This is a genomic window from Nocardioides bruguierae (assembly GCF_023656415.1).
GTDB lineage: Bacteria > Actinomycetota > Actinomycetes > Propionibacteriales > Nocardioidaceae > Nocardioides > Nocardioides bruguierae.
On record NZ_JAMOIL010000016.1, the window covers coordinates 80,707 to 103,241 of the forward strand.

At 74.6% G+C, this 22,535-nt stretch carries 23 protein-coding genes; 12 read left to right on the forward strand and 11 right to left on the reverse strand.

Annotated features, from left to right (window positions below):
* Nucleotides 1-23 precede the first annotated feature (23 nt).
* Genes M8330_RS13360 through M8330_RS13370 form a run of 3 tightly spaced genes read left to right on the forward strand, consistent with a single transcriptional unit; the run spans nucleotide 24 to nucleotide 3,121 of the window.
* A complete protein-coding gene (locus M8330_RS13360) occupies nucleotides 24-1,253 on the forward strand; it encodes an amidohydrolase (RefSeq protein WP_250827738.1) in 1,230 nt (409 codons plus the stop codon).
* Between the two features lie 57 nt (nucleotides 1,254-1,310).
* Complete coding sequence (locus M8330_RS13365; RefSeq protein WP_250827739.1) at nucleotides 1,311-1,991, forward strand: hypothetical protein; 681 nt, start codon at nucleotides 1,311-1,313, stop codon at nucleotides 1,989-1,991.
* Nucleotides 1,988-3,121 carry a hypothetical protein gene (locus M8330_RS13370; RefSeq protein ID WP_250827740.1) on the forward strand — a complete coding sequence of 378 codons (1,134 nt, stop codon included), beginning with the start codon at nucleotides 1,988-1,990 and terminating at the stop codon, nucleotides 3,119-3,121. Before M8330_RS13365 ends, M8330_RS13370 begins: the two co-directional genes overlap by 4 nt.
* Before the next feature lie 119 nt (nucleotides 3,122-3,240).
* Here the strand turns inward: M8330_RS13370 and M8330_RS13375 are convergent, their stop codons facing one another.
* The 4 genes from M8330_RS13375 to M8330_RS13390 all read right to left on the reverse strand — a co-directional run bounded on the left by M8330_RS13375 (nucleotide 3,241) and on the right by M8330_RS13390 (nucleotide 8,524).
* A complete protein-coding gene (locus M8330_RS13375) occupies nucleotides 3,241-4,566 on the reverse strand; it encodes an ABC transporter permease (protein WP_250053317.1) in 1,326 nt (441 codons plus the stop codon).
* On the reverse strand, nucleotides 4,563-5,810 hold the full coding sequence (locus M8330_RS13380; protein ID WP_250827741.1) for an ABC transporter permease: 1,248 nt from the start codon (nucleotides 5,808-5,810) through the stop codon (nucleotides 4,563-4,565). The genes M8330_RS13375 and M8330_RS13380 overlap by 4 nt, the downstream gene beginning before the upstream one ends.
* Nucleotides 5,810-7,321, reverse strand: a complete 1,512-nt coding sequence (locus M8330_RS13385; protein ID WP_250053321.1) for an ABC transporter ATP-binding protein — start codon at nucleotides 7,319-7,321, stop codon at nucleotides 5,810-5,812. The genes M8330_RS13380 and M8330_RS13385 overlap by 1 nt, the downstream gene beginning before the upstream one ends.
* Before the next feature lie 120 nt (nucleotides 7,322-7,441).
* A complete protein-coding gene (locus M8330_RS13390; RefSeq protein ID WP_250053365.1) occupies nucleotides 7,442-8,524 on the reverse strand; it encodes a BMP family lipoprotein in 1,083 nt (360 codons plus the stop codon).
* Nucleotides 8,525-8,899: 375 nt separating this feature from the next.
* Between M8330_RS13390 and M8330_RS13395 the strand changes: the two genes are divergently transcribed.
* From M8330_RS13395 to M8330_RS13420, 6 genes are all read left to right on the forward strand, one after another.
* Nucleotides 8,900-9,355, forward strand: coding sequence for a cytidine deaminase (locus M8330_RS13395; RefSeq protein WP_284704687.1), 456 nt, complete (start codon nucleotides 8,900-8,902; stop codon nucleotides 9,353-9,355).
* Entirely contained in the window at nucleotides 9,327-10,571 is a 1,245-nt protein-coding gene (locus M8330_RS13400; protein WP_250827742.1) for a cytochrome P450, read from the forward strand. Before M8330_RS13395 ends, M8330_RS13400 begins: the two co-directional genes overlap by 29 nt.
* Nucleotides 10,572-10,654: 83 nt before the next feature.
* A complete protein-coding gene (locus tag M8330_RS13405) occupies nucleotides 10,655-11,173 on the forward strand; it encodes a DedA family protein (RefSeq protein ID WP_250827743.1) in 519 nt (172 codons plus the stop codon).
* Nucleotides 11,174-11,284: 111 nt separating this feature from the next.
* Nucleotides 11,285-12,565 (forward strand): thymidine phosphorylase, encoded by a 1,281-nt coding sequence (locus M8330_RS13410; RefSeq protein WP_250827744.1) that lies wholly within the window; start codon nucleotides 11,285-11,287, stop codon nucleotides 12,563-12,565.
* Complete coding sequence (locus M8330_RS13415) at nucleotides 12,562-13,446, forward strand: ATP-grasp domain-containing protein (RefSeq protein WP_250827745.1); 885 nt, start codon at nucleotides 12,562-12,564, stop codon at nucleotides 13,444-13,446. Before M8330_RS13410 ends, M8330_RS13415 begins: the two co-directional genes overlap by 4 nt.
* Before the next feature lie 20 nt (nucleotides 13,447-13,466).
* On the forward strand, nucleotides 13,467-14,300 hold the full coding sequence (locus M8330_RS13420) for a class I SAM-dependent methyltransferase (protein ID WP_250827746.1): 834 nt from the start codon (nucleotides 13,467-13,469) through the stop codon (nucleotides 14,298-14,300).
* A gap of 3 nt (nucleotides 14,301-14,303) precedes the next feature.
* On the opposite strand, the gene M8330_RS13425 is transcribed toward M8330_RS13420, so the two are convergent.
* Entirely contained in the window at nucleotides 14,304-14,765 is a 462-nt protein-coding gene (locus M8330_RS13425) for a MaoC family dehydratase (protein ID WP_250053333.1), read from the reverse strand.
* 67 nt (nucleotides 14,766-14,832) lie between these two features.
* Between M8330_RS13425 and M8330_RS13430 the strand changes: the two genes are divergently transcribed.
* Both M8330_RS13430 and M8330_RS13435 read left to right on the forward strand, forming a co-directional pair.
* Complete coding sequence (locus tag M8330_RS13430) at nucleotides 14,833-15,966, forward strand: adenosine deaminase (protein WP_250827747.1); 1,134 nt, start codon at nucleotides 14,833-14,835, stop codon at nucleotides 15,964-15,966.
* Between the two features lie 56 nt (nucleotides 15,967-16,022).
* Nucleotides 16,023-16,490 carry a DUF3592 domain-containing protein gene (locus M8330_RS13435; RefSeq protein ID WP_250827748.1) on the forward strand — a complete coding sequence of 156 codons (468 nt, stop codon included), beginning with the start codon at nucleotides 16,023-16,025 and terminating at the stop codon, nucleotides 16,488-16,490.
* 62 nt (nucleotides 16,491-16,552) lie between these two features.
* On the opposite strand, the gene M8330_RS13440 is transcribed toward M8330_RS13435, so the two are convergent.
* From M8330_RS13440 to deoC, 3 genes are read right to left on the reverse strand one after another with little or no spacing between them, the layout of a single operon-like run.
* The gene (locus M8330_RS13440; RefSeq protein WP_250827749.1) at nucleotides 16,553-17,110 is read right to left on the reverse strand and encodes a hypothetical protein; all 558 of its coding nucleotides are present in this window, start codon (nucleotides 17,108-17,110) and stop codon (nucleotides 16,553-16,555) included.
* Nucleotides 17,107-17,715 (reverse strand): ATP-binding protein, encoded by a 609-nt coding sequence (locus M8330_RS13445; protein ID WP_250827750.1) that lies wholly within the window; start codon nucleotides 17,713-17,715, stop codon nucleotides 17,107-17,109. The genes M8330_RS13440 and M8330_RS13445 overlap by 4 nt, the downstream gene beginning before the upstream one ends.
* A 27-nt stretch (nucleotides 17,716-17,742) precedes the next feature.
* Complete coding sequence (gene deoC / locus M8330_RS13450) at nucleotides 17,743-18,456, reverse strand: deoxyribose-phosphate aldolase (protein WP_250827751.1); 714 nt, start codon at nucleotides 18,454-18,456, stop codon at nucleotides 17,743-17,745.
* A 111-nt stretch (nucleotides 18,457-18,567) separates the two neighbouring features.
* Here deoC and M8330_RS13455 point away from each other — a divergent pair, with 111 nt between their 5' ends.
* Complete coding sequence (locus tag M8330_RS13455; RefSeq protein ID WP_250827752.1) at nucleotides 18,568-19,209, forward strand: hypothetical protein; 642 nt, start codon at nucleotides 18,568-18,570, stop codon at nucleotides 19,207-19,209.
* Between the two features lie 30 nt (nucleotides 19,210-19,239).
* Here M8330_RS13455 and M8330_RS13460 read toward each other — a convergent pair whose 3' ends face one another.
* From M8330_RS13460 to M8330_RS13470, 3 genes are all read right to left on the reverse strand, one after another.
* Entirely contained in the window at nucleotides 19,240-20,940 is a 1,701-nt protein-coding gene (locus M8330_RS13460; RefSeq protein ID WP_250827753.1) for a phospho-sugar mutase, read from the reverse strand.
* 81 nt (nucleotides 20,941-21,021) lie between these two features.
* Nucleotides 21,022-22,017, reverse strand: coding sequence for an aldo/keto reductase (locus M8330_RS13465; RefSeq protein ID WP_250827754.1), 996 nt, complete (start codon nucleotides 22,015-22,017; stop codon nucleotides 21,022-21,024).
* Between the two features lie 34 nt (nucleotides 22,018-22,051).
* Nucleotides 22,052-22,492 (reverse strand): MerR family transcriptional regulator, encoded by a 441-nt coding sequence (locus M8330_RS13470; protein ID WP_250827755.1) that lies wholly within the window; start codon nucleotides 22,490-22,492, stop codon nucleotides 22,052-22,054.
* Nucleotides 22,493-22,535: the final 43 nt, after the last annotated feature.

Sequence of the window (22,535 nt, forward strand, 5' to 3'; positions counted from 1 at the left end):
GCCCCGCCTAGGATGAGACCGCCATGCCGAGTCTTCCCGCCCTGCCGTCCCCGACCGCTGCGATCCTCACCGAGGTCGTCGACCAGCGGACGACGGACCTGGTGGCGCTGCGCCGCGAGCTGCACGCGCACCCGGAGGTCTCCTGGGCCGAGGAGCAGACCACCGAGCGGCTCGTGGCCGCGGTGACCTCCCTGGGCTGGCGCACGCAGCGCCTGGCCCGGTCCGGCTTCGTGGCCGACCTCGGGGACGCCGGGCCGCTCGTCGCGCTGCGCACGGACATCGACGCGCTGCCGGTGCAGGAGGTCTCCGACGTCCCCTTCGCCAGCACCGTGCCCGGCGTCGCCCACGCCTGCGGGCACGACGTGCACATGACGGCGGTCGTCGGGGCCGCGGCCGCACTGACCGAGGTGCACCGCGCCGGCCTGCTGCCGGGGCGGGTGCGGCTGGTCTTCCAGCCGGCCGAGGAGGTCATGCCCGGGGGCGCCCTCGAGGTGCTCTCGGAGAGGCACCTCGACGAGGTCGAGCGGATCTTCGCGCTGCACTGCGACCCGGTGGTCGAGGTGGGTCGGGTCGCGCTGCGCTCGGGCGCGCTGACCAGCGCGGCCGACAAGATCGAGATCCGGCTGGAGGGCACCGGCGGTCACACCTCCCGCCCGCACCTCACCGGGGACCTGACCTTCGCGCTGGCCAAGCTCGTCACCGAGCTGCCGGCCGTGCTCTCGCGGCGGCTGGACCCGCGCGCGGGGGTCTCGGTGGTGTGGGGCGTGGTCCGCTCCGGCTCCGCGGTCAACGTCATCCCGCGCGACGGCCTGCTCGCCGGCACCATCCGCATCCTCGACCGCGAGACCTGGCACTCCTGCGAGGACATGGTCCGCGAGCTCGTCCCGCAGATCGTGCGGCCCTACGGCGTCACCGCCCACCTGGACTACCAGCGGGGCGTGGCGCCCGTGGTCAACGACCCCGCCGCCCACGCCGCGCTCGCCGCGACCGCCGCCGCCCTGCTCGGCCCCGGCCACGCGGACCAGGCCGTGCAGAGCCTCGGCGGCGAGGACTTCGGCTGGTACACCGACACGGTGCCCGGAGCGATGTTCCGGCTCGGCACGCGGACCCCCGGAGGCCGGGTCTACGACCTGCACCAGGGCGACCTCGTCGTCGACGAGGCCGCCATCGGCGTGGGCGCGCGGATGCTCGCGGGCGCAGCGCTGACCTCGCTGACCTCGCTCGCGGCGCCCGGTGGGGCAACGGGTGTTTAGTCCTTCCTGACGCGGGCATGGTGGCTGCGTCACCTCACTCCTCGGGAAGGACGACCTGTGCGACGCCACTCCCAGCGGCGCCCCCGCGCGCGCGTCGCGGCACCGGCCCTGGTGCTCGCCGCGCTCCTGGCCACCGCGGGCTGCGCGGACGACGGCGGGGCCACCGAGCAGATCGAGCTCGACGCATCCCCCAGCACGGCCGCGCCCGAGGAGCCGGACGCCTCGGCCGGCGCCGACGCCGGCGCGACGGACGGCTCGACGGACGGCGCGGACCGGACCGTGCCGCGTGACCCCCGCGACGGTGAGCTGATCGCCGGGCGGGAGCCGCGGCGCCTCGACGCCGAGCAGCGCGCCGTCCTCGACGTGCACCTGGCGTACTGGGACGAGCGGCTGCGGTCGTTCCGCACCCAGCGCGTCGACCAGGACCGCGTCTACGAGCTGGCCACGGGTGCGGCCGCCGAGTTCGTCGTCTCCTACAGCCGCGAGCTGGCCCGCCAGGGTCACGACCAGGTGGGCGGGGCGATCCTGGGCGTGCGCCGGGTCAGCGTCACCGGCGACCGGGCCCGCGTCCTGACCTGCTTCCGCAACAGCGCGGTCGACGTGGACGCGCGCACGCGCAAGCCGGTCGAGCCCGCCGTCGCGTTCGCCCAGACCACCGACCTCCTGGTCCGCGAGGGCCCGGACTGGCGCGTCACCTCCACCACCCTGACGAGCAACGACCCCTGCGAGTACCGATGAGCACCCACGGCCCCGTGCGCAGCCCTGTCACCCGCCCCGCCACCCGCCGCGCGCCGCGCCGCGCCACCGGCCTGGCCGCCGCGTCGGTCCTGGCCGGTGTGGGTCTCGCCCTCGTGAGCACGCCGCCGGCGTCCGCGGACCCCTACGGCGGCGGCAGCGCCCCCGGGGAGGGCTCCTACGCCGCCGAGGTGAGCGTCCGCGTCACCGGTGACGTCGACCCCGGCCTGCGCGCCACCGTGGCCGGCCCGCCGCCGCTGTGCTGGTGGGAGCGGCTCTCGTGGGGCGACGGCTCCGGTGACCCGCAGGTCGTCGCCGACGCGCTGGACGCGATGGTGGCCGAGACCCCCACGCTGCTCCAGTCGAGCACCAACCTCGGCTTCTCCCTGTCGTTCGCCAACCGCGACCCGCGCGGGGCCGTGAAGGACGCGGTGGAGCGGGACGAGGCGAACCCCGACCAGGACCTCACCTGGTACAACCTGCGCTACGCGGAGGGCCCCTCCAGCGTCGCCGACACCGAGGCCCTGATCGATGCCGGTTGCGGCCTCGGCGCCAACGAGATCCCGCCGCAGCTGGGCGGCGGCCGGGTGCCCGTCAGCTACGCGGTCTTCCCCCAGGGGCAGGAGCCGGAGCCGGTCGTGGACCCCGAGCAGCTCGCCGCCTACGCGTACCGGGTGATGCGCCTGGTCGAGCCCGCGCTGGACTGGAACCCCCGGGCGCGCAGCGTCGGGGGAGCCACCCTGGTCAACCTGCCCACGTGGCTGTGGACCTCGGACTCCGACGCGGTCGCCGAGCGCGAGGTCATCGCCAGCGCCGCGAGGGTCTCCGCCACCGTGCGGGCCGAGACGGACGGCGTCCTGGTGACCTCGCCGGCGGGCACGGTGCGCTGCGACGCGCGGGAGGCCGCCACGTCCTACTCCCCGTCCACGGACGAGGCGGACGCCTGCACCCTGGCGTTCACCCGCGCCTCGTGGGGCTACGCCGACGGCTTCCCCGTGGAGGCCTCGACGGTGTGGGACGCCCGCTGGACCTCCTCCACCGGCGAGTCCGGCACGCTGGAGCAGCGGACGCAGGGCGCGGTCACCGACATCCCGGTCGCCGAGAGCCAGACCGTGGTCACCGGGGCGCGCTGAGCAGACGCCCACCACGAGCACCCGGCCACACCCGGCCGACAGCACGAGGGCCGGTCCTCCCCGCGGGGAGGACCGGCCCTCGTGCTGCGTGGGACGGCCGTGCGGCCGCCCGAGGAGTGCTAGCCGAGCTTGTACGGCTGCCCGGACGCCGCGGGCGGCCGGGAGTGCCCGACCAGGCCGGCGACGGCGAACAGCGTCACCACGTAGGGCAGCATCAGCATGAACTGGCTGGGCACCGGCGAGCCGATGACCGACAGGGTGCCCTGGAGCTGGGAGGCGAAGCCGAACAGCAGGGCGGCCAGCGTGGCCCGGATGGGGTCCCACTTGCCGAAGATGACCGCCGCCAGGGCGATGTAGCCCGCGCCGCCGGTCATCTCGCGGTTGAACTGCGAGACGGCCACCAGCGTGTACGAGGCGCCGCCCAGGCCGGCGATGGCGCCCGCGAGCAGCACGGTGCGGAACCGGGTGCGGTTCACCTTGATGCCCACGGTGTCGGCGGCCTTCGGGTGCTCGCCGACGGCCCGCAGCCGCAGGCCCCACCGGGTGCGCCACAGCGCGAAGGTCACCAGTGCCACGGCCACGTAGAGCGCGTAGACGAGCAGGGTCTGCCGGAACAGCACCGGACCGATGAGCGGGATGTCGCCCAGGATCGGGATGTCGATGGCGCGGAACCGCGGCGGCGAGTTCAGCGTGGCCGCGTTGGGCGCGAGCACCTGGCTGAACATGAAGCTCGTGACCCCGATGACCAGCACGTTGAGCACGACGCCGACGATCACCTGCTCGACGAAGTAGCGGACCGCGAAGACGGCGAGCAGCACCGCGACGAGCATGCCCGCGAACGCGGCACCCGCCGAGGCGACGATCGCGCCGGTGAAGTCACCGGCGCTCTCGCCCAGCGCGGAGACCAGCGGGGGAGCGGCCAGGGAGCCGACGATCGCCGCGGCGAACGCGCCGAAGAGCAGCTGCCCCTCGATGGCGATGTTCACGACGCCCGCCCGCTCGCCGAGCACGCCGCCCAGGGCGCCGAAGACGAGCGGGACGGCCAGGGCCAGCGAGCCGGACAGCAGGCCGACCATGGGGATGGTGCCGTCCGCGGCGGCCCAGGCCAGGAACGCCAGGAGACCGACCACGGCGTACAGCGCCGTCTCCCACATCGGGGTGCGGTGCCCGGTGAGCTGCCGGCGCCAGGAGTCGACGGAGACCAGGGCCATCACGACGATCCCGATCCACGCGGTCAGCTCCGCGGGGACGACCACGTCGGGCAGCTGGAAGAGGTCCTTGCCGGTGGCCAGGCGGAACGTGGTGTCGCCGTCCTGGGCGCCCAGGGCCACGGCCAGCGCGAGGGCCACCGTGATCACCGTGAGGATCACCGGGACCTTGCGCGGGACGATCTCGACCCGGTCCGGCGACGCGACCGGCGCGGAGGCGGGGGCGGTGGTGCTCATGCGGCCTCCTTCGTGGGCAGGCGGAAGACGGCCCGCACGAGGGGCGGGGCCGCGAGGAACAGGACGATGAGGGACTGCACGACCAGCACGATGTCGACCGGGATGCCCTCCGAGGCCTGCATCAGGAAGCCGCCGGACTTGAAGGCGCCGAAGAGCAGGCCCGCGAAGAAGATGCCGATCGGCCGCGAGCGCCCGAGGAGGGCCACGGTGATGGCGTCGAAGCCGATCCCGGAGTCCAGGTCGAGGGCGACGCCACTGGTGACGGTGCCCAGCACCTGGTTCACGCCGGCCAGGCCCACGAGGGCACCGGCGATCAGCATCGCGGCCACGTAGGTGCGGCCGACGTCGATGCCGGCGGTGCGGGCGGCGTGCGGGTTCTCGCCCACCGCGCGGAACCGGTAGCCCAGCGCCGAGCGGTTCAGCAGCCACCAGCAGAAGGCGACGGCGGCGACGGCGAGCAGGAAGCCGGCGTGCAGGTTGAAGCGGTCCCCGAGCAGGTCGGGGAGGATCGCGGTGTCCTGCGCGGGCGCCGACTTCGGGTTCGACGAGCCGGGCTGCTGGAGCAGGCCCTGCCGCGAGAGCGCGAAGAACAGCAGGTAGTAGCCGACGTAGTTGAGCATGATCGTGACGATCACCTCGTGCGCGCCGGTGCGGGCCTTGAGCAGGCCCGCGAGCCCGGCCCACAGGGCACCGGCCAGGGCGCCCACGATGATCGCCAGCGGCAGGTGGATCCAGATGGTCAGCGAGGAGAGCGACTCCGAGAGCGCGATCCAGCCGGCGGCGCCGCCGGCCAGCAGCATCTGGCCCTGGCCACCGATGTTGAACATGCCGGCCCGGAAGGCCAGGCCGACGCCGAGGCCCGCGAGGATCAGCGGTGCCGCGTACTTCAGGGTCTCGGTCAGGGGTCGGATGCCGGAGAGGAAGTCGTCCGCGTTGGTGTTGTAGACCGACCCGCGGAACAGCGCCGAGTACGCCCCCTCGATCGCGTTCCAGGACGCGGCGAAGAAGTCGCTGGGGCGCGCACCGATGTAGCCGAAGGTCGTGCGGACCTCCTCGTCGGTGAACAGGATCATCAGCGAGCCGACCAGGACGGCCAGGATGATCGCGCCCACCGCGACCAGCGCGTTGCCCTGGGTGATGGAGCGCAGCACGGTGTGCCAGTAGTTGTGCTGCTCCGGCGGCGTCGGCTGCTCGCTCTCCGGGGGAGGGGAGGCCTGGGCGGTGGCGGCGTTGTCGTCGCTCATCAGGCCACCCCCGCCGGACGCTCACCGGTCATCATCAGCCCGAGCACGTCGCGCGGGGTGTCCGCGGGGACGATGCCGACGATCTGACCTCGGTACACGACCATGATCCTGTCTGCGAGGGCCACGACCTCGTCGAGCTCGGTCGAGACGACCACGACGGGTACGCCGGCGTCTCGCGTGGCGATGATCTGCTTGTGGATGAACTCGATCGAGCCGACGTCCACGCCGCGGGTGGGCTGCGCGGCCACGAGGAGCCGCAGGTCCTTCGACAGCTCGCGGGCCACGACGACCTTCTGCTGGTTGCCGCCCGAGAGGTTGCCCGCCTGCGTGGTGATGCCGGGGGCGCGGACGTCGTACTCCTCGAGCTTGGCCTGGGCGAAGGCGTCCAGGTCGGCCCGGCGCACGGTGCCGGCGCTCACGAACGGGCCGGAGAAGCTGCGGTCGAGCATGAGGTTCTCGGCGATGGTGAAGGAGCTGACCAGGCCGTCGACCTGGCGGTCCTCGGGCACGAAGCCCACGCCGGAGTCGAGCACCTGGCGGACGTTGCGGCCGACGAGCTCCTTGCCGTCCAGCGTGATGGAGCCGGCGACGTGCTCCTGGAGGCCCATGAGCGCCTCGGTGAGCTCGGTCTGCCCGTTGCCCTGCACGCCGGCCACGCACAGCACCTCGCCGGCGCGCACGGTGAAGGTCATGCCGTTGACGTGGGCGAGGCCGGTGTCGTCGCGGACCACGAGGTCGGAGACCACGAGCGCGTCGTCCCCGAGGGTCGGGGCGTCCTTCTGGACGGTCAGCTCGACGGCGCGACCCACCATGAGCGAGGCCAGCTCGGTGTTGCTGGCGGTCGGCTCGGCCTCGCCGACGACCTTGCCGAGGCGGATGACCGTGATCCGGTCCGCCACCTCGCGCACCTCGCGGAGCTTGTGGGTGATGAAGACGATCCCGACCCCGGAGGACTTGAGCTGGCGCATGATGCCCATCAGCTCGTCGGTCTCCTGCGGGGTGAGCACCGCGGTCGGCTCGTCGAAGACGAGGACCTTCGCGTCGCGGGAGAGCGCCTTGATGATCTCGACGCGCTGCTGGACGCCGACGGGGAGGTCCTCGACGACGGCGTCGGGGTCGACGTGGAAGCCGAACCGTGCCGAGATCTCGCGGACCTTCTCGCGGGCGGCCTCCAGGTCGAGCTTCCCGGCGAAGCCGGTCTGCTCGTTGCCCAGCACGACGTTCTCCGCGACGGTGAAGACCGGCACCAGCATGAAGTGCTGGTGGACCATGCCGATGCCCGAGGCGATCGCGTCGCCGGGGCCGGCGAAGCTCTGCACCTCCCCGTCCAGGACGATCTCGCCCTCGTCGGCCTGGTAGAGGCCGTAGAGGACGTTCATCAGCGTCGACTTGCCGGCGCCGTTCTCGCCGAGGAGGCAGTGCACCTCCCCGGGCTCGACGGTCAGGGAGATGTGGTCGTTGGCGACGAGCGCTCCGAAGCGCTTGGTGATGTTGCGCAGTGCCAGCTGCATGCTCGCGATCCTAGGGAACGAGGCGGGAGCGCACGAGACCAGCACGCGCCCGAGGGGGGCCGACCACGTGGTCGACCCCCCTCGGTGCCGTGGCCTCGGGCGTGCCCGGGGCGGACGGGCTCAGTTCAGGTAGGACGTGACGGGGATGGACCCGTCGATGATGCCGGCGGTGATGTCGTCCAGCTCGCCCTGGAGGGAGTCGGAGACCTCGCCCTCGTAGTCGTGGAAGGACGCGATGCCGACACCGTCGTTGTCGAGCGTGCCGACGTAGGCCTCGGCGTCGAAGTCCTCGTCCGCGACGGACATGACGGCCTCGTAGGTCGAGAGCTTCATGTTCTTCAGGATCGAGGTGAAGACGACGTCCTGGCTGTTCGGGTCGGACTCGTACAGGTCGGCGTCCGTGCCGATCATGACGGCGTCGGAGCCGGAGTCGGCGATCGCGGTGAGCGCGCCCTGGTAGATCGGACCACCGACGGGGAGGATGACGTCCGCGCCCTGGTCGAGGATCTGCTGGGCGGTGTTGGTGGCCTTCTGGTTGGCGGAGAAGCCGCCGGTGAAGCTGCCGGTCGAGCCGTCCCAGCCGACGACCTGGACGTCGGCGCCCTTCTGCTCGTTGTAGTACTGCACGCCCTGGTAGTAGCCGTCCATGAAGATGGTCACGGTCGGGTACTCGGCGCCACCGTAGGTGCCGACGGTGCCGGTCTTGGAGAAGTCGGCGGCGGCGTAGCCGGCCAGGAACGCGGCCTGGGCGGTGTCGTAGAGGAGCGGCTTGATGTTGTCCGCGTCCTTGGTGCCGTCGAAGTCGTTGTCGGCCTGGTCGTCGATGAGGACGTAGGGCAGGTCCGGGTTCGCCGTGGCGGACTCGACGGTCGCGGCGGAGAGCGCGAAGCCGACGGAGACGATGACGTCGCAGCCCTCGGCCACGAGGCTCTCCATGTTGGGGGCGTAGTCCGACTCCGAGTTGGACTCGACGGCCTTGAAGTCGGCACCGAGCTCGTCGGCGGCCTGCTGGACGCCCTCGTAGGAGAGCTGGTTGAACGACTTGTCGTCGAAGCCGCCCGCGTCGGAGACGATGCAGGGGAGGAAGTCCGAGGTGGTCTCGCCACTGTCGGAGCTGGTCGTCTCGTCGGGAGCCTCGCCGCAGGACGTGAGCGCCAGGCTGGCCGCGACGGCCAGGGAGAGGCCGAGACCGGCCTTCCGCATCTTCTTCACTTCGATTCCTCCATCAGGATGTGTGGGTGGCCCCGCGTCCGGCTGGGGGCAACGGTGGGACGTTAACGGAAACTTCAGGTTCGACCCCCGTTTGTCGCGGCTCGGGACCGGATGGTTATCGAGTTGCGATGTTTGAAACGAAAGATCCATCGCTCCGGGCCGGTCTACTGCGGCGTACGTCCCGTCCAGCGGAGCCGGACGTCACGCTCCCCGCTGTGACCGCTGCAACGAGCGTTGCAGCCCGCCGGCCCGCCACCCGGCCGGGTGACGGGGCGGGGGACGCGGGTCACGGCTCGGTCACGGCGGGCGCCGGACCGGCACCGGACCAGTGCAGGCCGACGCCGCGACCCGGGGCAGGATGGACCCATGGACGCCGCCGAGCCGACCCCCGCCACCGCCCAGCCCGACCCGCTGGCCGCCGAGGCCACCGCCGCGGACGGCTTCGACTGGTCGGCGCTCCAGGAGGCCGCCACCGCCGCGATGCGGCACGCCTACGCCCCCTACTCCGGCTACGCGGTCGGCGCCGCGGCCGTCGTCGAGGACGGCCGGCTCGTGACCGGGTGCAACGTGGAGAACGCCGCCTACGGCGTCGGCCTGTGCGCCGAGTGCGGACTGGTCAGCCAGCTGCACCTGACCGGGGGCGGTCGCCTCACGCACTTCGTCTGCGTCGGGGGCGAGGGCCAGGTGATCATGCCGTGCGGCCGCTGCCGCCAGCTGCTGTTCGAGAACGGCGGCCCCGAGCTGCGCCTGCTCACCGTGGCCGGCCTGCGGTCCATGAGCGAGGTGCTGCCGGATGCCTTCGGCCCCCACGACCTCGCTTGACCTGAGCGACCCCGCGTTCCTGGCCGACCCCTACCCGGCCCTGGCCCGGGAGCGGGCCCGCCACCCGGTGGCCTGGCACGAGCCGTCGCAGGCGTGGCTGACCTTCACCCACGCCACGGTCGGGCAGGTCCAGCGCGACCGCCGCCTGGGTCGGCACTGGGTCGACCGCGAGCCCCGGGACGCGCTCGAGCCGTTCAACCTGCTGCACCGGCACCAGATGATGGAGCACGAGCCGCCCACGCACACCCGGCTGCGGCGCCCGGTCGCCTCCGCCTTCTCCCGCGGTCACGTCGAGCGGCTGCGCCCCCGGGTGCGCGAGATCGCCGCCGGGCTGCTGGAGGAGGCCGGCCCCGACCGGTTCGACCTGGTCACCGCGTACGCCGAGCCCCTGCCGGTGCTCGTCATCGCCGAGCTGCTGGGCGTGCCGAGGGCGCACGTCGGCGACCTGCGGCGGTGGTCGCAGGCGATCGTCCGCATGTACGAGGTCGACCCCGGCCCCGCGGTGGTGGACGCGGCGGTGTCGGCGTCGGTGGACTTCGCCGCGCTCGTGCGCGACCTGGCCGCGCACCGGCGCCGGCGCCCGGCTGCCGACCTGGTCAGCGACCTGGTGGCCACCGAGCTCTCGCAGGACGAGGTGGTGGCCGCCGTCGTCCTGCTGCTCAACGCCGGGCACGAGGCCTCGGTCAACGTGCTCGGCAACGGCCTCGTCGCTGCGCTGGACCCGACAACGCTGGACTCGACGGCGCCGGACCCGACGGCGCCGGACCCGAAGGCGCCGACCTCGCACGAGCGCACCCTCGAGCAGGCGCTGGCCGGGGCGCCGGTCGCACGCGCCGTCGAGGAGCTGCTCCGGGTGGACGCGGCGCTGCAGCTGTTCGTGCGGACCGCGAGCGAGCCGGTCCGGCTGGGGGAGGGGCCGGGCTCCGTCGTGGTCGGGCGGGGCGAGCGGGTCTGCGCGCTGCCCGGCGCCGCCAACCGCGACCCGGCGGTGTTCGCCGACCCCGACACGTTCGTGCCCGGCCGCGACCCCAACCCGCACCTCTCCTTCGGCGTCGGCGTGCACTTCTGCCTCGGCGCCCCGCTGGCCCGCGCCGAGCTCGCCGAGGCGCTGGCCGTGCTGCGCGAGCGGCGACCCGGCCTGCACCTGGCCGGAGAGCGCGTGCGGCGGGGCACGTTCGTGCTGCGCGGGCACACCCGGGTGCCGGTCGCGGGCTGAGCCGACCGGCGTGACCCCCGGCCACCGGACCGGTGCCGTTGGACCCCTGGGGAGGGGCCGGTCCGGCGGGCACACTGGCTGCCGTGCCCGACTGGCCGGTGGTCCCGCTCTTCTGCTTCCTCGTCGTCGTCGCGTTCGCGCGCGGCGGGGCGACCTACGCCCTGGCCCGCGGCGCCCGCGGGGTGGCCGCCCGCGACGACGGTCGCCGGGCCTGGCTCGAGCGGCCGGCCGTCGTCCGGGCCGAGGGCACCGTGCGCCGCTTCGGCGCCCCGGCCGTGACCCTGTGCTTCCTCACCGTCGGCGTGCAGACGGCGGTCAACGCCGCTGCGGGCAGCCTGCGGATGCCCCTGCGCCGCTACCTGCCCGCCCTGGGGGTCGGCGCCGCGCTCTGGGCGAGCGTCTACCTCACCGTCGGGCTCGCGGTCCTCGAGGCCTTCTGGACGGCGGCGCCCGGCCGCGTCCTCGTCGCGGCAGCCGCCGTCGCGGCGCTGGTCGCCGTCGTGGTCGGGGTGCGTCGCTCACGCCTGGGGCGCGCCGGCCAGGACGCGGCGCGCCCGGCCGAGGAGCCCGTGGACGCCCCGGAGCCCTGCGCGCGTCGCTGAGCCCGGCGGCTGCGCCGCCCGAGCGTGGCTGTGGCAGGCTCGCCCTCCCGGGCGGCGGTCCCGCCCGTCTCGCCTCGCGAGCCCCACAGGACCTGACCAGGAGGACCAGCAGTGCACGACGCGGTGGAGGTGATCGTCGCCAAGCGCGACGGCGCCGCTCTGTCCGACAGCCAGATCGACTGGGTCATCGACGCCTACACGCGCGGCCAGGTGGCCCACGAGCAGATGTCGTCGCTGGCCATGGCCATCCTGCTCAACGGCATGGACCGCCGCGAGATCGCCCGCTGGACGGCCGCGATGATCGCCTCGGGCGAGCGGATGGACTTCGGCGCGCTCTCGCGCCCCACCGCCGACAAGCACTCCACCGGCGGCGTCGGGGACAAGATCACCCTCCCGCTCGCCCCGCTCGTGGCCGCCTGCGGCGTCGCCGTGCCCCAGCTCTCGGGCCGCGGCCTCGGCCACACGGGCGGCACCCTGGACAAACTGGAGTCGATCCCCGGCTGGCGCGCCGGCCTCTCCAACGCCGAGATGATGGCCCAGCTCGAGGACGTCGGCGCCGTGGTGTGCGCCGCCGGCTCCGGCCTGGCCCCGGCCGACAAGAAGCTCTACGCCCTGCGCGACGTCACCGGCACCGTCGAGGCGATCCCGCTGATCGCCTCCTCGATCATGAGCAAGAAGATCGCCGAGGGCACCGGTGCGCTCGTGCTCGACGTGAAGGTCGGCACGGGCGCGTTCATGAAGGACCTCGACAAGGCCCGCGAGCTGGCCCGCACCATGGTCGAGCTCGGCACCGACGCGGGCGTGCGCACCACCGCGCTGCTCACCGACATGTCCGTGCCGCTCGGCCTCACCGCCGGCAACGCCATCGAGGTGCAGGAGTCCGTCGAGGTGCTCGCCGGCGGTGGCCCCGCCGACGTGGTCGAGCTGACCCTCGCCCTGGCCCGCGAGATGCTCACGGGCGCCGGCGTCACCGACGTCGACCCCGCCGACAAGCTCGCCGACGGCTCGGCCATGGACGCCTGGCGCCGGATGATCTCCGCCCAGGGCGGCGACCCGGACGCGACCCTCCCGGTGGCGCAGGAGTCGCACGTGGTGACCGCGCCGAGCGACGGCGTGCTGGCCCGCCTCGACGCGATGGCCGTCGGCCTGGCCGCCTGGCGCCTCGGCGCCGGTCGCGCCCGCCAGGAGGACCCGGTGCAGGCCGGTGCCGGCGTGCGCTGGCACGCCCGCCCCGGTGACGTGGTCACCGCGGGCCAGCCGCTGTTCACGCTGCTCACCGACACCCCCGAGCGCTTCGACCGGGCCCTGGCCTCGCTCGAGGGCGGCTGGGAGGTCGCGGCCCCGGGCACCGAGGTCACCCCCGGCCCGCTGCTGATCGACCGGATCGCGTGAGCACGGCGCGGCCCCGCGTCCTGCTGGCCACCTGCGCGCTGCTGCCGCAGGGCGAGCCCGGCGGGGACGCCCTCGTCGCGGCCCTCGCCGCCCGCGGCGTCGACGCCGCCTGGGCCGTGTGGGACGACCCGTCGGTGGACTGGGCGGGCGCGGACCTCGTCGCCGTGCGCGCCACCTGGGACTACCACCTGCGGCCCGAGGCGTTCCTGACGTGGTCCCGGGCGGTCGAGGACGCGACGGTGCTGCTCAACGGCGCCGACGCGATGACCTGGAGCAGCGACAAGGAGTACCTCCTGCGCCTGTCCGCCGAGGTGTGGACGGTGCCGAGCGTGCCCGTCGAGGTCGAGGACGTCGTCGGCGGGCTGCGTCCGGCGTTCGAGCGCTGGGGCACCCTGGTGGTCAAGCCGCGCGTGGGGGCCAGCGGGCAGGGGCTCGTGGTCGCCACCGGGCTCGAGGACCCGCGCCTGCTCGGGCTGACGCCCGGCCCCTGGCTGGCCCAGCCGCTGGTGGCGTCCGTGCGCACGCGGGGTGAGTCCTCGGTGGTGCTCGTCGCCGGCCGCCCCGTCGCCCAGGTCGACAAGCGGCCCGGCTCCGCCGGGGACGGCGGCGACGTGCGGGTGCACGAGGAGTACGGCGGCACCAGCGTCGCCGTGCCGGTCGACCCCGACGCCGGCGCGCTGGCCCGCGCGGCCGTCGAGGCCACGCAGAAGCTGCTCGGCCGGGAGGAGACGCTCGACTACGCCCGCGTCGACCTGCTGGAGATGGACGGGATGCTCGTGGTCAGCGAGGTCGAGCTGGTCGAGCCCGGGCTCTACCTCGACGTGGTGCCCGCCGTCGCGGACGCGTTCGCCGAGCACCTGGTGACCCGCCTGGCCCGCTGAGCGGGCCTACGCTCCGGGGCATGGACGACCTGCCGGAGTACGCCCGCGTCAACCGGGACAGCTGGGACGACCGGGCCGCCGCGCACGCGGCCTCGCCCGACTACGCGCTCGACCGGCTGCTCGCCGACCCGACCGCGGTCTCGGACGTGGTGGCGTTCGACCGTGCGCGCCTCGGCGACCTCACGGGCCTGCGTGGCGTGCACCTCCAGTGCCACATCGGCACCGACACCCTCTCCCTGCACCGGCTGGGCGCGCGGATGACGGGGCTGGACCTCTCGGGCGCCTCGCTGGCCCAGGCCCGCGACCTGGCGGCCCGCGCCGGGGCGGAGATCGAGTACGTGGAGTCCGAGGTCCACGCGGCGGGCGCCGTGCTCGAGCCAGCGTCCTTCGACCTCGTCTACACCGGCATCGGGGCGCTGTGCTGGCTGCCCGACGTGGCCGCCTGGGCGCGGGTCGTCGCCGGGCTGCTCGCTCCCGGCGGGCGGCTGTTCCTGCGCGAGGGGCACCCGATGCTGTGGGCGCTGGACGACGAGCGCGCCGACGACCTGCTGGTCGCGCGGTACCCGTACTTCGAGACCGCCGAGCCGCTGGTCTTCTCCGACGCCGGCACCTACGTCGAGACCGACCACGTCTTCACCGCGAGCACGACCCACGAGTGGAACCACGGTCTCGGCGAGATCGTCCAGGGCCTGCTCGACGCGGGGCTCACGCTGACCTCGCTGGCCGAGCACGACTCCGTGCCCTGGAACGCGCTGCCCGGCGCCATGGAGCCGGTCGGCGGGGGCGAGTTCGCGCTGCGCGAGGGACGCGACCGCCTGGCCGCGTCCTACACCCTCACGGCCGTCAAGCGCTGAGCCTCAGGCCGGCTGGGCGACCAGCAGCACGAGGGTCTCGGCCACGCAGGCGGGCCGCGGGTGGTCCTCGATCTCGACCGTGTGCACCAGGGTGGCGCGCACACCGGCGCCGGTGTCCTCGGCCGCGGCCATCCGCACGTGGGTGCGCACGCGTCGGCCGACCGGCAGCGGCGCCGGGAAGCGCACCTTGTCCAGGCCGTAGTTGAGCACCGCGCCCGGGGTGTCGAACCGGTAGACGCCCGCCCCGAGCGCCGGCAGCAGCGACAGGGTGAGGAAGCCGTGGGCGATGGTGCCGCCGAAGGTGGAGGTGGCCGCGCGGGCCAGGTCCACGTGGATCCACTGGTGGTCGCCGGTGGCGTCGGCGAACGCGTCCACGCGCGCCTGGTCGACGGTGAGCCAGTCGGAGGTGCCCAGCTCGGTGCCCGCGGCCGCGAGCACCTCCTCGACGGTGGTGAAGACGATCACGGGGAGCTCCTGGGCCGCGGCGGTGCGGACTCATCCGGGGGAGTGGTCAGGTGGTTGGATGACGCTCATGAGCGTCACCCCCGCGCAACCTACCCCCGCCGCCACCCCTGGTCCCACCACCGCCTCCCTGCCCACCCGTGAGCAGGTGCGGCGCGCGCCCAAGGTCGTCCTGCACGACCACCTGGACGGCGGCCTGCGACCGCGCACGGTGCTGGAGCTGGCCGGCGAGGTCGGCCACGCGCTGCCCGCCGACACCGCGGACGACCTGGCGACCTGGTTCGCCGAGGCGGCGGACTCCGGCTCGCTGGAGCGCTACCTGGAGACCTTCGCGCACACCGTCGGCGTCATGCAGACCGCCGCGGCGCTGACCCGCGTGGCGCGCGAGTGCGTCGAGGACCTGGTGGCCGACGGCGTCGTCTACGCCGAGCTGCGGTGGGCCCCCGAGCAGCACACCGAGGCCGGGCTGAGCCTGGACGAGACCGTCGAGGCCGTCCAGCAGGGCATCGACGAGGGCTGCGCGGCCGCCGGCGGCCGCATCGTGGTGCGCCAGCTGCTGACCGCGATGCGGCACGCCGCGCGCTCCAGCGAGATCGCCGACCTGGCCATCGCCTGGCGCGACCGGGGCGTGGCGGGCTTCGACATCGCCGGCGCCGAGGCCGGGTTCCCTCCCACCCGGCACCTGGACGCCTTCGAGAAGGTCAAGCGCGCCAACGGGCACATCACCATCCACGCCGGCGAGGCGTTCGGCCTGCCCTCCATCTGGGAGGCGCTGCAGTGGTGCGGCGCGGACCGGCTCGGCCACGGCGTCCGCATCGTCGACGACATCACCGTCGCCGAGGACGGCACCGTCCACCTCGGCCCGCTGGCCTCCTACGTGCGGGACAAGCGCGTCCCGCTGGAGCTGGCCCCGGCCTCCAACGTGCAGACCGGGGCCGCGGCCTCGATCGCCGAGCACCCCATCGGCCTGCTCACCGACCTGCGCTTCCGCGTCACCGTCAACACCGACAACCGGCTGATGAGCCGCACCTCGATGACCGACGAGATGGCCGACCTGGTGGAGGCGTTCGGCTTCGACCTCGACCGTCTCCAGTGGTTCACCGTCAACGCGATGAAGTCGGCGTTCCTGCCCTTCGACGAGCGCCTGGCGATCATCGAGGACGTCATCAAGCCCGGCTACGCCGCGCTGCGCGCCGAGGGCTGAGAGACCCCCTCGAGGGCCCAGGGCCGGTAGGGTCGAGCGGAAGGGTGGGGAGCGGCATGGGTCTGTCCGGCGTCGACGTCGTCGTGCTCGTGGCTGCGGTGCTCATGCTCGGCGCGGCCGCCCGGCTGGCGGTGCGTGCGGGACGTCAGCGCGCGGAGGCCGCCGACTTCGAGAGCCGTGCGGTGCCCGCCGAGGGCGAGGTGCTCCAGACCCGGGCCAAGGACGTCTCGCTGGCGGGGGAGCCGACCACCGTCTACTTCCACCTCGTCCAGTGGAGGCTGCCCGACGGCGGCCTCGTGCGGGCCGAGACGCTGAGCGGCACCACCCCGCCCGTGCCGCGGGTGGGGGAGCGGGTGGCGCTGCGCTACGACCGCCTCCGCACCGACCAGGTGGTGCTCGCCGCGGCCGACCCGCGCCTGGGTGCGGGCGGCACCGCCTGGGCCCTGGCCCGGCTGCTCGCCGCCGTCGGGCTGGCCGTGCCGCTGGCGTGGCTGGTCGTCCGGGTCGTCGTCGCCACCCTCTGAGGGGCGGGGCCCTCGTCCCGGGTCAGGGCTGGTCAGGGCTGGTCAGGGCTGGTCAGGGTTGCTCAGGGCCGGTCGGCGCCCGGCAGGACCGGGAACCACACCCGGGTCCAGCGCCCGCCCGGCAACCGACCCTCGCGCACCTGGGCCGGTGCGACGGCGCCCAGCTGACCACGAGCGGGGTCGTAGACGGCCCAGCCGCCGCGGTCAGCGGCGCCCACCACCAGCACCACGTGCCGCGGCAGCCACCGGTCACCGACGTAGACGGGCACCGCGACCCCGCGGCGGGCGTGGGCCAGCACGTCCTCGACGACCGCCCCGGCGCGCACCGACCGCACCCCCGCCCACCACGACCAGCGACCGCCCGGGTCGCGGCCCAGCGCCGCGGCGAGGTCCCAGGGCGCCAGGCCCAGCACGCGCGGCCAGCGCCGGCCCTCGGCCCGGTGGGTGGCGAGGACGACGGCCGCGAAGTCGTGCTCCAGCGCCGTCGGGGCCTCCTCCCGGGCGCACCACCGCGCCACGACCAGGGACGACGGCCCGCAGCTGTACCGGTCGGGCTGCCGCAGCCGGGCCCACTCCGGCCAGTCGGCCGGGGAGCGACGCGGAGGCCCCGGGGGCGTCATGGGACCCGTGCGTCCCGCAGCGCCGCGACCTCGGTGAGGACCTCGTCGGGCGTGCGGGGCACGCAGCCCTTGCCCACCGCGTCGGCGACCACGCCGCGCTGGCCCCGGGCCAGCACGACGCCGCGGCGCAGCAGCACCAGCGGGGGCTTGCGGTGCTCGCGCAGGTCCCGCGTGAGGCGCAGCCAGAAGGTGCGCAGCACCGAGCGGCGCACGCAGTAGGCGGCCGCGAGGAGTCCCGAGGCCCGGGCTCCGGCCACGACGTCCGCGGCGAAGATGCCCTCGGCCACGAACAGCGGGGACCCGGCCAGGTCGACCACGTGGGTGCCGGTCCGGCCGTTCGCGGCGATCTCGTAGACCGGCACCTCGGCGCGTCCGTCGCGGCACAGCGCGCCCATGGCCGCCAGCGCGTCACCGGGGTGCCAGGAGTCGGGATGGTCCCAGTCCACCAGCCCCGCGTTCGCGCCGTGGGTGATGAGGGGCAGCGTTGGGTCGTCGCCGTCCTTGTAGAAGTCGTCGAGCCGCAGCACCGGCAGGCCGAGCCGCTCGGCGAGCCGGGACTTGCCCGACCCCGACGGCCCGGCCAGCACGATCACCTGGGCGCGCACGGTCCCCCTCCTCGTAGGCGGGGTGGCTCAGTAGCCGGCCGCGCCGGAGCCGTCGCCGGCCAGCAGCGCGCGGGAGCCGGAGACGCCGAGGCGGGTGGCGCCGGCGGCCATCATGGCGCGGGCCTGCTCGAGGGTCCGGACGCCGCCGGAGGCCTTGACCTCGAGCGCGTCGCCCACGGTCTGCTTCATCAGGCGCACGGCGTGCTCGGTCGCACCGCCGGCGAGGTGGAAGCCCGTGGAGGTCTTCACGAAGTCGGCGCCGGCGGCCGCGGACGCGCGGCACACGCCGACGACCTGCTCGTCGTCCAGCGCGGCGGACTCGATGATCACCTTCAGCACGGTCGGCGCGGGCGCGGCGGCGCGGACGGCGGCCACGTCGGCCTGCACGTCCTCGAACCGGCCCTCGCGGGCGGCGCCCACGTCGATGACCATGTCGATCTCGTCCGCGCCCAGGCGCACCGACTCGGCGGCCTCGGCGGCCTTGACCGCGGAGGTGTGCTTGCCGGAGGGGAAGCCGCAGACCACGGCGACCTTCAGGCCGGCCGGCACGTCGAGGGGCAGCATGGAGGGGGAGACGCAGACCGAGTAGGTGCCCAGCTCGGCGGCCTCGGCGACGAGGGCGGCCACGTCGGCGCGGGTGGCCTCGGGCTTGAGCAGCGTGTGGTCGATCGCGCGGGCGACCTGCGCCGGGGTCGGGGCGTCGGCGGGCTGGCTGGTGCTGGGGGTCTGCTCGGTGCTCACGGTCGGCCAGCATAGGCGGGACGGGGCGCAGGAGCCGCCTCGGCGGTCGGGGCCCCGGCCGGGCCGCCGACGAGGCGGGCCCCACCCGCCGACCACGTAGCCTGGGTCCCCATGAGCACGCCCCCCTCGAGCGCCGGCACCTCCGGCGAGCACGCCGTCGAGCGGTTCGCCCCGACCTCGGGTCGGGTGACCGGGACGATCGGCATCGCGATCTGCCTGCTGCTGGTCGTGCTCGCCGTGCTCGGGGCCGGGGTCTCCGCGCCCGTCGCCGGCATCGCCGCCGTCCTGGGCGTGCTCGCGTGGGCCACGATGCTCAAGCCCCGCCTGCGGATCGTCGGCGACCGGCTCGTGCTCGTGAACTCCTTCGAGACCGTGACCGTGCCCCTGGCCGGCATCACCAGCGTGCTGGTGCAGCAGGTGCTGGTCGTCGTGGTGGGCGGACGCAAGTTCACCTCCCCGGCCGCCGGCCGCTCGTGGCGCCAGGCCGCCAAGAAGCCGCGCAGCACCCGCGACCTGGCCATGTCCCCGGTGCCCGGCGAGGGGCTCCAGACCGACGCGAAGGTCGTCTACGCCGACTTCGTCGAGCAGCGGATCGGCGAGCGGGCCAACGAGGAGCGCGGCAACCGCGGCATCGCCCGCCGCTCGCCCGAGCAGGAGGCCCTGCTGGCCGAGGTGACGCGGACGCCGGCGTGGCTCGAGATCGGCCTGCTGGCCGTCACCGTCGTGGTCAGCGTCGTGGCGTTCCTGGTCTGAGCCCGGGTCCGAGCCCGTCCGAGCCCGGGCTCAGAGGCCGAGGGCCAGGGAGAGGTCCCCGCGCAGGGCGTCCAGGCGGGTGGCCGCGGCGACCCGGGCCGCCTCCACCGCGTCCGCCGCGTCGCCGCCCACGTCACCGAGGTCGGTGACCGGCACGACGACCTCGAGGTAGGCCTTGAGCTTGGGCTCGGTGCCGCTGGGGCGGACGACGACGCGCGCCCCGCCCTCCAGCTGGTACCGCAGGCCCTCGGTCGGCGGCAGGTCGGCCGAGCCCTCCGCGAGGTCGTCGGCGGCCTGGACCGCCAGCCCGCCGAGGCTGGTCGGCGGGGTGGCCCGCAGCCGCGCCATGGCGTCGGTGATGAGCGCGACGTCGGCGACCCGCACGGAGAGCTGGTCGGTGGCGTGCAGCCCGTGGTCGCGCGCGAGGTCGTCGAGCACGTCGGTCAGCGTGCGCCCCTCCGCCTTGGTGGCCGCGGCCAGCTCGCACAGCAGCAGCAGGGCGGTGACCCCGTCCTTGTCCTTGACGTTCTCGGGGTCGCAGCAGTAGCCCAGCGCCTCCTCGTAGCCGAACGCGAGACCGTCGACGCGGCCGATCCACTTGAACCCGGTGAGGGTCTCGGCGTAGGGCAGGCCAGCCGCGCGGGCCATCCGCCCGAGCAGCGAGGACGACACGATCGAGGTGGCCAGCGTGCCCCGCGCGCCGCGGGTCAGCAGGTGGTGGGCCAGCAGCGCGCCGACCTCGTCGCCACGCAGCATCCGCCACCCGGTCGGGGTGGGCACCGCGGCCGCGCACCGGTCCGCGTCCGGGTCGTTGGCGACCACGAGGTCAGCGTCCGTGCGGGCGGCCAGCGCGAGCGCGAGGTCCATCGCGCCGGGCTCCTCGGGGTTCGGGAAGGCCACGGTGGGGAAGTCGGGGTCGGGCTCCTCCTGCTCGGCCACGACGTGGGCCGGGGCGAACCCGGCCTGCTCGAGCACCTGGGCGACCGGGGCGGCGCCGACGCCGTGCAGCGGGGTGTAGACCAGCGCCAGGTCCCGAGGGCCGTCGGCGACGAGGCCGGCCGCGGTGTCGAGGTAGCGGTCGACCACGGCCTCGTCCAGCGTCCGCCAGGCATCCGAGCGCGGCACGTCGCCGAGGTCACCGACGGCCGCGATCTCGGCGGCGATGCCGGCGTCCGCGGGCGGGACGATCTGGGAGCCGTCCCCGAGGTAGACCTTGTAGCCGTTGTCCTGCGGCGGGTTGTGGCTCGCGGTCACCATCACGCCGGCCACGCACCCCAGGTCGCGGATCGTGAAGGGGACGAGCGGGGTGGGCAGCGGCCGCGGCAGCAGCAGCGCCCGCAGGCCGGCGGCCTGCACGATCTCGCAGGTGTCGCGGGCGAACACGTCGGAGTTGTGCCGGGCGTCGTAGCCGACGACCACGGTGTCCTTCTCGCTCGCGCCCTGCGCACGCAGGTAGGCGGCCAGGCCCGCCGCGGCCCGCCCCACCACGACCCGGTTCATCCGGTTCGGGCCGGCACCCAGAGCCCCGCGAAGGCCGGCCGTCCCGAACTCCAGGGTGCCGTCGAAGCGGTCTGCGAGGTCCGCCTCGGCCGCGGCGTCGCCGCCCTCGACGGCGGCCACGACGCCCTCCAGCTCGGCGCGGGTCGCCGGGTCGGGGTCCTGGGCCAGCCACGCCCGGGCGGCGTCGAGGAGGGCGGGCAGGTCGCGGGCGGCGGGGTCGGCGGTGCTCACGGGTCCGACGCTAGCGCTCCCGGGCCCGGGAGGAGGAGCCGACGAGGTCGCTCTCCGACGTCGGCGTGGACGCCGGGCTGCTCAGGCGTCGATGCTGCTCATGTCGCCGTAGCGGGCGCCGGCGACGGCACCGCGGGGCACGGCCTGCTCGATCTCGGCCAGCACCGCCTCGTCCAGGCTGACGGCGGCGGCGCCGACGTTCTCCTCCAGGTAGCGCACGCGCTTGGTGCCGGGGATGGGCGCCACGTCCTCGCCCTGCGCGAGCACCCAGGCCAGGGCGAGCTGGCCGGGGGTGCAGCCCTGGCGCGCGGCGATCGCCGCGAGGGCGTCGACGAGCGCCTGGTTGGTGACGAGGTTCTCGCCGTTGAGCCGCGGGAAGTACGCGCTGGAGCGGGAGTCGCCCTCGGCGGGGGCGTAGGCGCCGGTGAGGATGCCGCGCCCGAGCGGGGAGTAGGGCACCAGGCCGATGCCGAGCTCGCGCAGCACGGGGAGGATGTCGTCCTCCAGGTCTCGGGTGAACAGGGAGTACTCGGTCTGCAGCGCGGTGATCGGGTGGGTGGCGTGGGCGCGCCGGATCGTCTCGGCCGAGGCCTCGGAGAGACCCAGGTGCCGCACCTTGCCGGCGGCCACGAGCTCGGCCATGGCGCCCACGGTCTCCTCGATCGGGACGGTGGGGTCGACGCGGTGCTGGTAGTAGAGGTCCAGGTGGTCGACGCCGAGGCGCGCCAGGGACGCGTCGCAGGCGGCGCGGACGTACTCGGGGCGACCGTTGATGCCGAGCCGGGTGCCGTCCTCGGCGCGCTCGTTGCCGAACTTGGTGGCCAGGACGACCTCGTCGCGGCGCCCGGCGATGGCGCGACCGACCAGGCGCTCGTTGGTGAAGGGGCCGTACATGTCGGCGGTGTCGAGGAAGGTGACGCCGAGGTCGAGCGCGCGACCGATCGTGGCGATGCCCCCGGCCTCGTCCGGGGTGCCGTAGAACTCGCTCATCCCCATGCAGCCGAGCCCGAGGGAGGAGACGGTGAGGGCGGCGTCGGCGGTGCCCAGCGTGCGGGTGGTGGTGATCGTCTGCGTCATGGGCACCACCGAACCCCTTGGAGCGCGCTCCAGGTCAAGACCGGGTGGGTGAGAGGTCGGCGACCCCGGCCAGCCGGTCCTCGTAGATGCCGATCTTGGCGTCGATGGCGCCCAGGTGCTCCGTGACCTCGGCGAGCTGGGCGAGCACGACCTGCCGGTGCTCGCGCAGCAGCGCCAGGCGGGCGTGCTCGTTGCCGTCGCCGGCGCGCACGAGGTCGGCGTAGCGCCGCACGTCGCGCACGGGCATGCCGGTGGCCCGCAGCCTCGTGACCAGCGCGATCCACCGCAGGTCCTCGGGCTGGTAGCGCCGCTGCCCCGTCGCGGTGCGCGGCACCGGCCGCAGCATCAGCCCGTCCTTCTCGTAGTAGCGCAGGGTGTCCGCGGTCAGCCCGCTGCGGGTCGCGGCCTCCGCGATCGGGAGCCCGGTGGGCCCGGTGGCGGGAACGGCGTGGGAGGCGGTGACGGGGACGGGCACGTGTCCAGTCTGCGACCTGGAGCATGCTCCAGGTCAAGCCTGC

Excerpts from the sequence above, each read along its gene's own strand:
- M8330_RS13430 (WP_250827747.1), top strand. The coding sequence starts at position 14,833 with ATGAGCGTCACCCCCGCGCAACCTACCCCCGCCGCCACCCCTGGTCCC.
- M8330_RS13395 (WP_284704687.1), top strand. The coding sequence starts at position 8,900 with ATGGACGCCGCCGAGCCGACCCCCGCCACCGCCCAGCCCGACCCGCTG.
- M8330_RS13440 (WP_250827749.1), bottom strand. The coding sequence starts at position 17,110 with ATGACGCCCCCGGGGCCTCCGCGTCGCTCCCCGGCCGACTGGCCGGAG.
- M8330_RS13420 (WP_250827746.1), top strand. The coding sequence starts at position 13,467 with ATGGACGACCTGCCGGAGTACGCCCGCGTCAACCGGGACAGCTGGGAC.
- M8330_RS13375 (WP_250053317.1), bottom strand. The coding sequence starts at position 4,566 with ATGAGCACCACCGCCCCCGCCTCCGCGCCGGTCGCGTCGCCGGACCGG.
- M8330_RS13360 (WP_250827738.1), top strand. The coding sequence starts at position 24 with ATGCCGAGTCTTCCCGCCCTGCCGTCCCCGACCGCTGCGATCCTCACC.
- M8330_RS13380 (WP_250827741.1), bottom strand. The coding sequence starts at position 5,810 with ATGAGCGACGACAACGCCGCCACCGCCCAGGCCTCCCCTCCCCCGGAG.
- M8330_RS13390 (WP_250053365.1), bottom strand. The coding sequence starts at position 8,524 with ATGCGGAAGGCCGGTCTCGGCCTCTCCCTGGCCGTCGCGGCCAGCCTG.
- M8330_RS13400 (WP_250827742.1), top strand. The coding sequence starts at position 9,327 with ATGCCTTCGGCCCCCACGACCTCGCTTGACCTGAGCGACCCCGCGTTC.
- M8330_RS13370 (WP_250827740.1), top strand. The coding sequence starts at position 1,988 with ATGAGCACCCACGGCCCCGTGCGCAGCCCTGTCACCCGCCCCGCCACC.
- M8330_RS13435 (WP_250827748.1), top strand. The coding sequence starts at position 16,023 with ATGGGTCTGTCCGGCGTCGACGTCGTCGTGCTCGTGGCTGCGGTGCTC.
- M8330_RS13465 (WP_250827754.1), bottom strand. The coding sequence starts at position 22,017 with ATGACGCAGACGATCACCACCACCCGCACGCTGGGCACCGCCGACGCC.
- M8330_RS13385 (WP_250053321.1), bottom strand. The coding sequence starts at position 7,321 with ATGCAGCTGGCACTGCGCAACATCACCAAGCGCTTCGGAGCGCTCGTC.
- M8330_RS13455 (WP_250827752.1), top strand. The coding sequence starts at position 18,568 with ATGAGCACGCCCCCCTCGAGCGCCGGCACCTCCGGCGAGCACGCCGTC.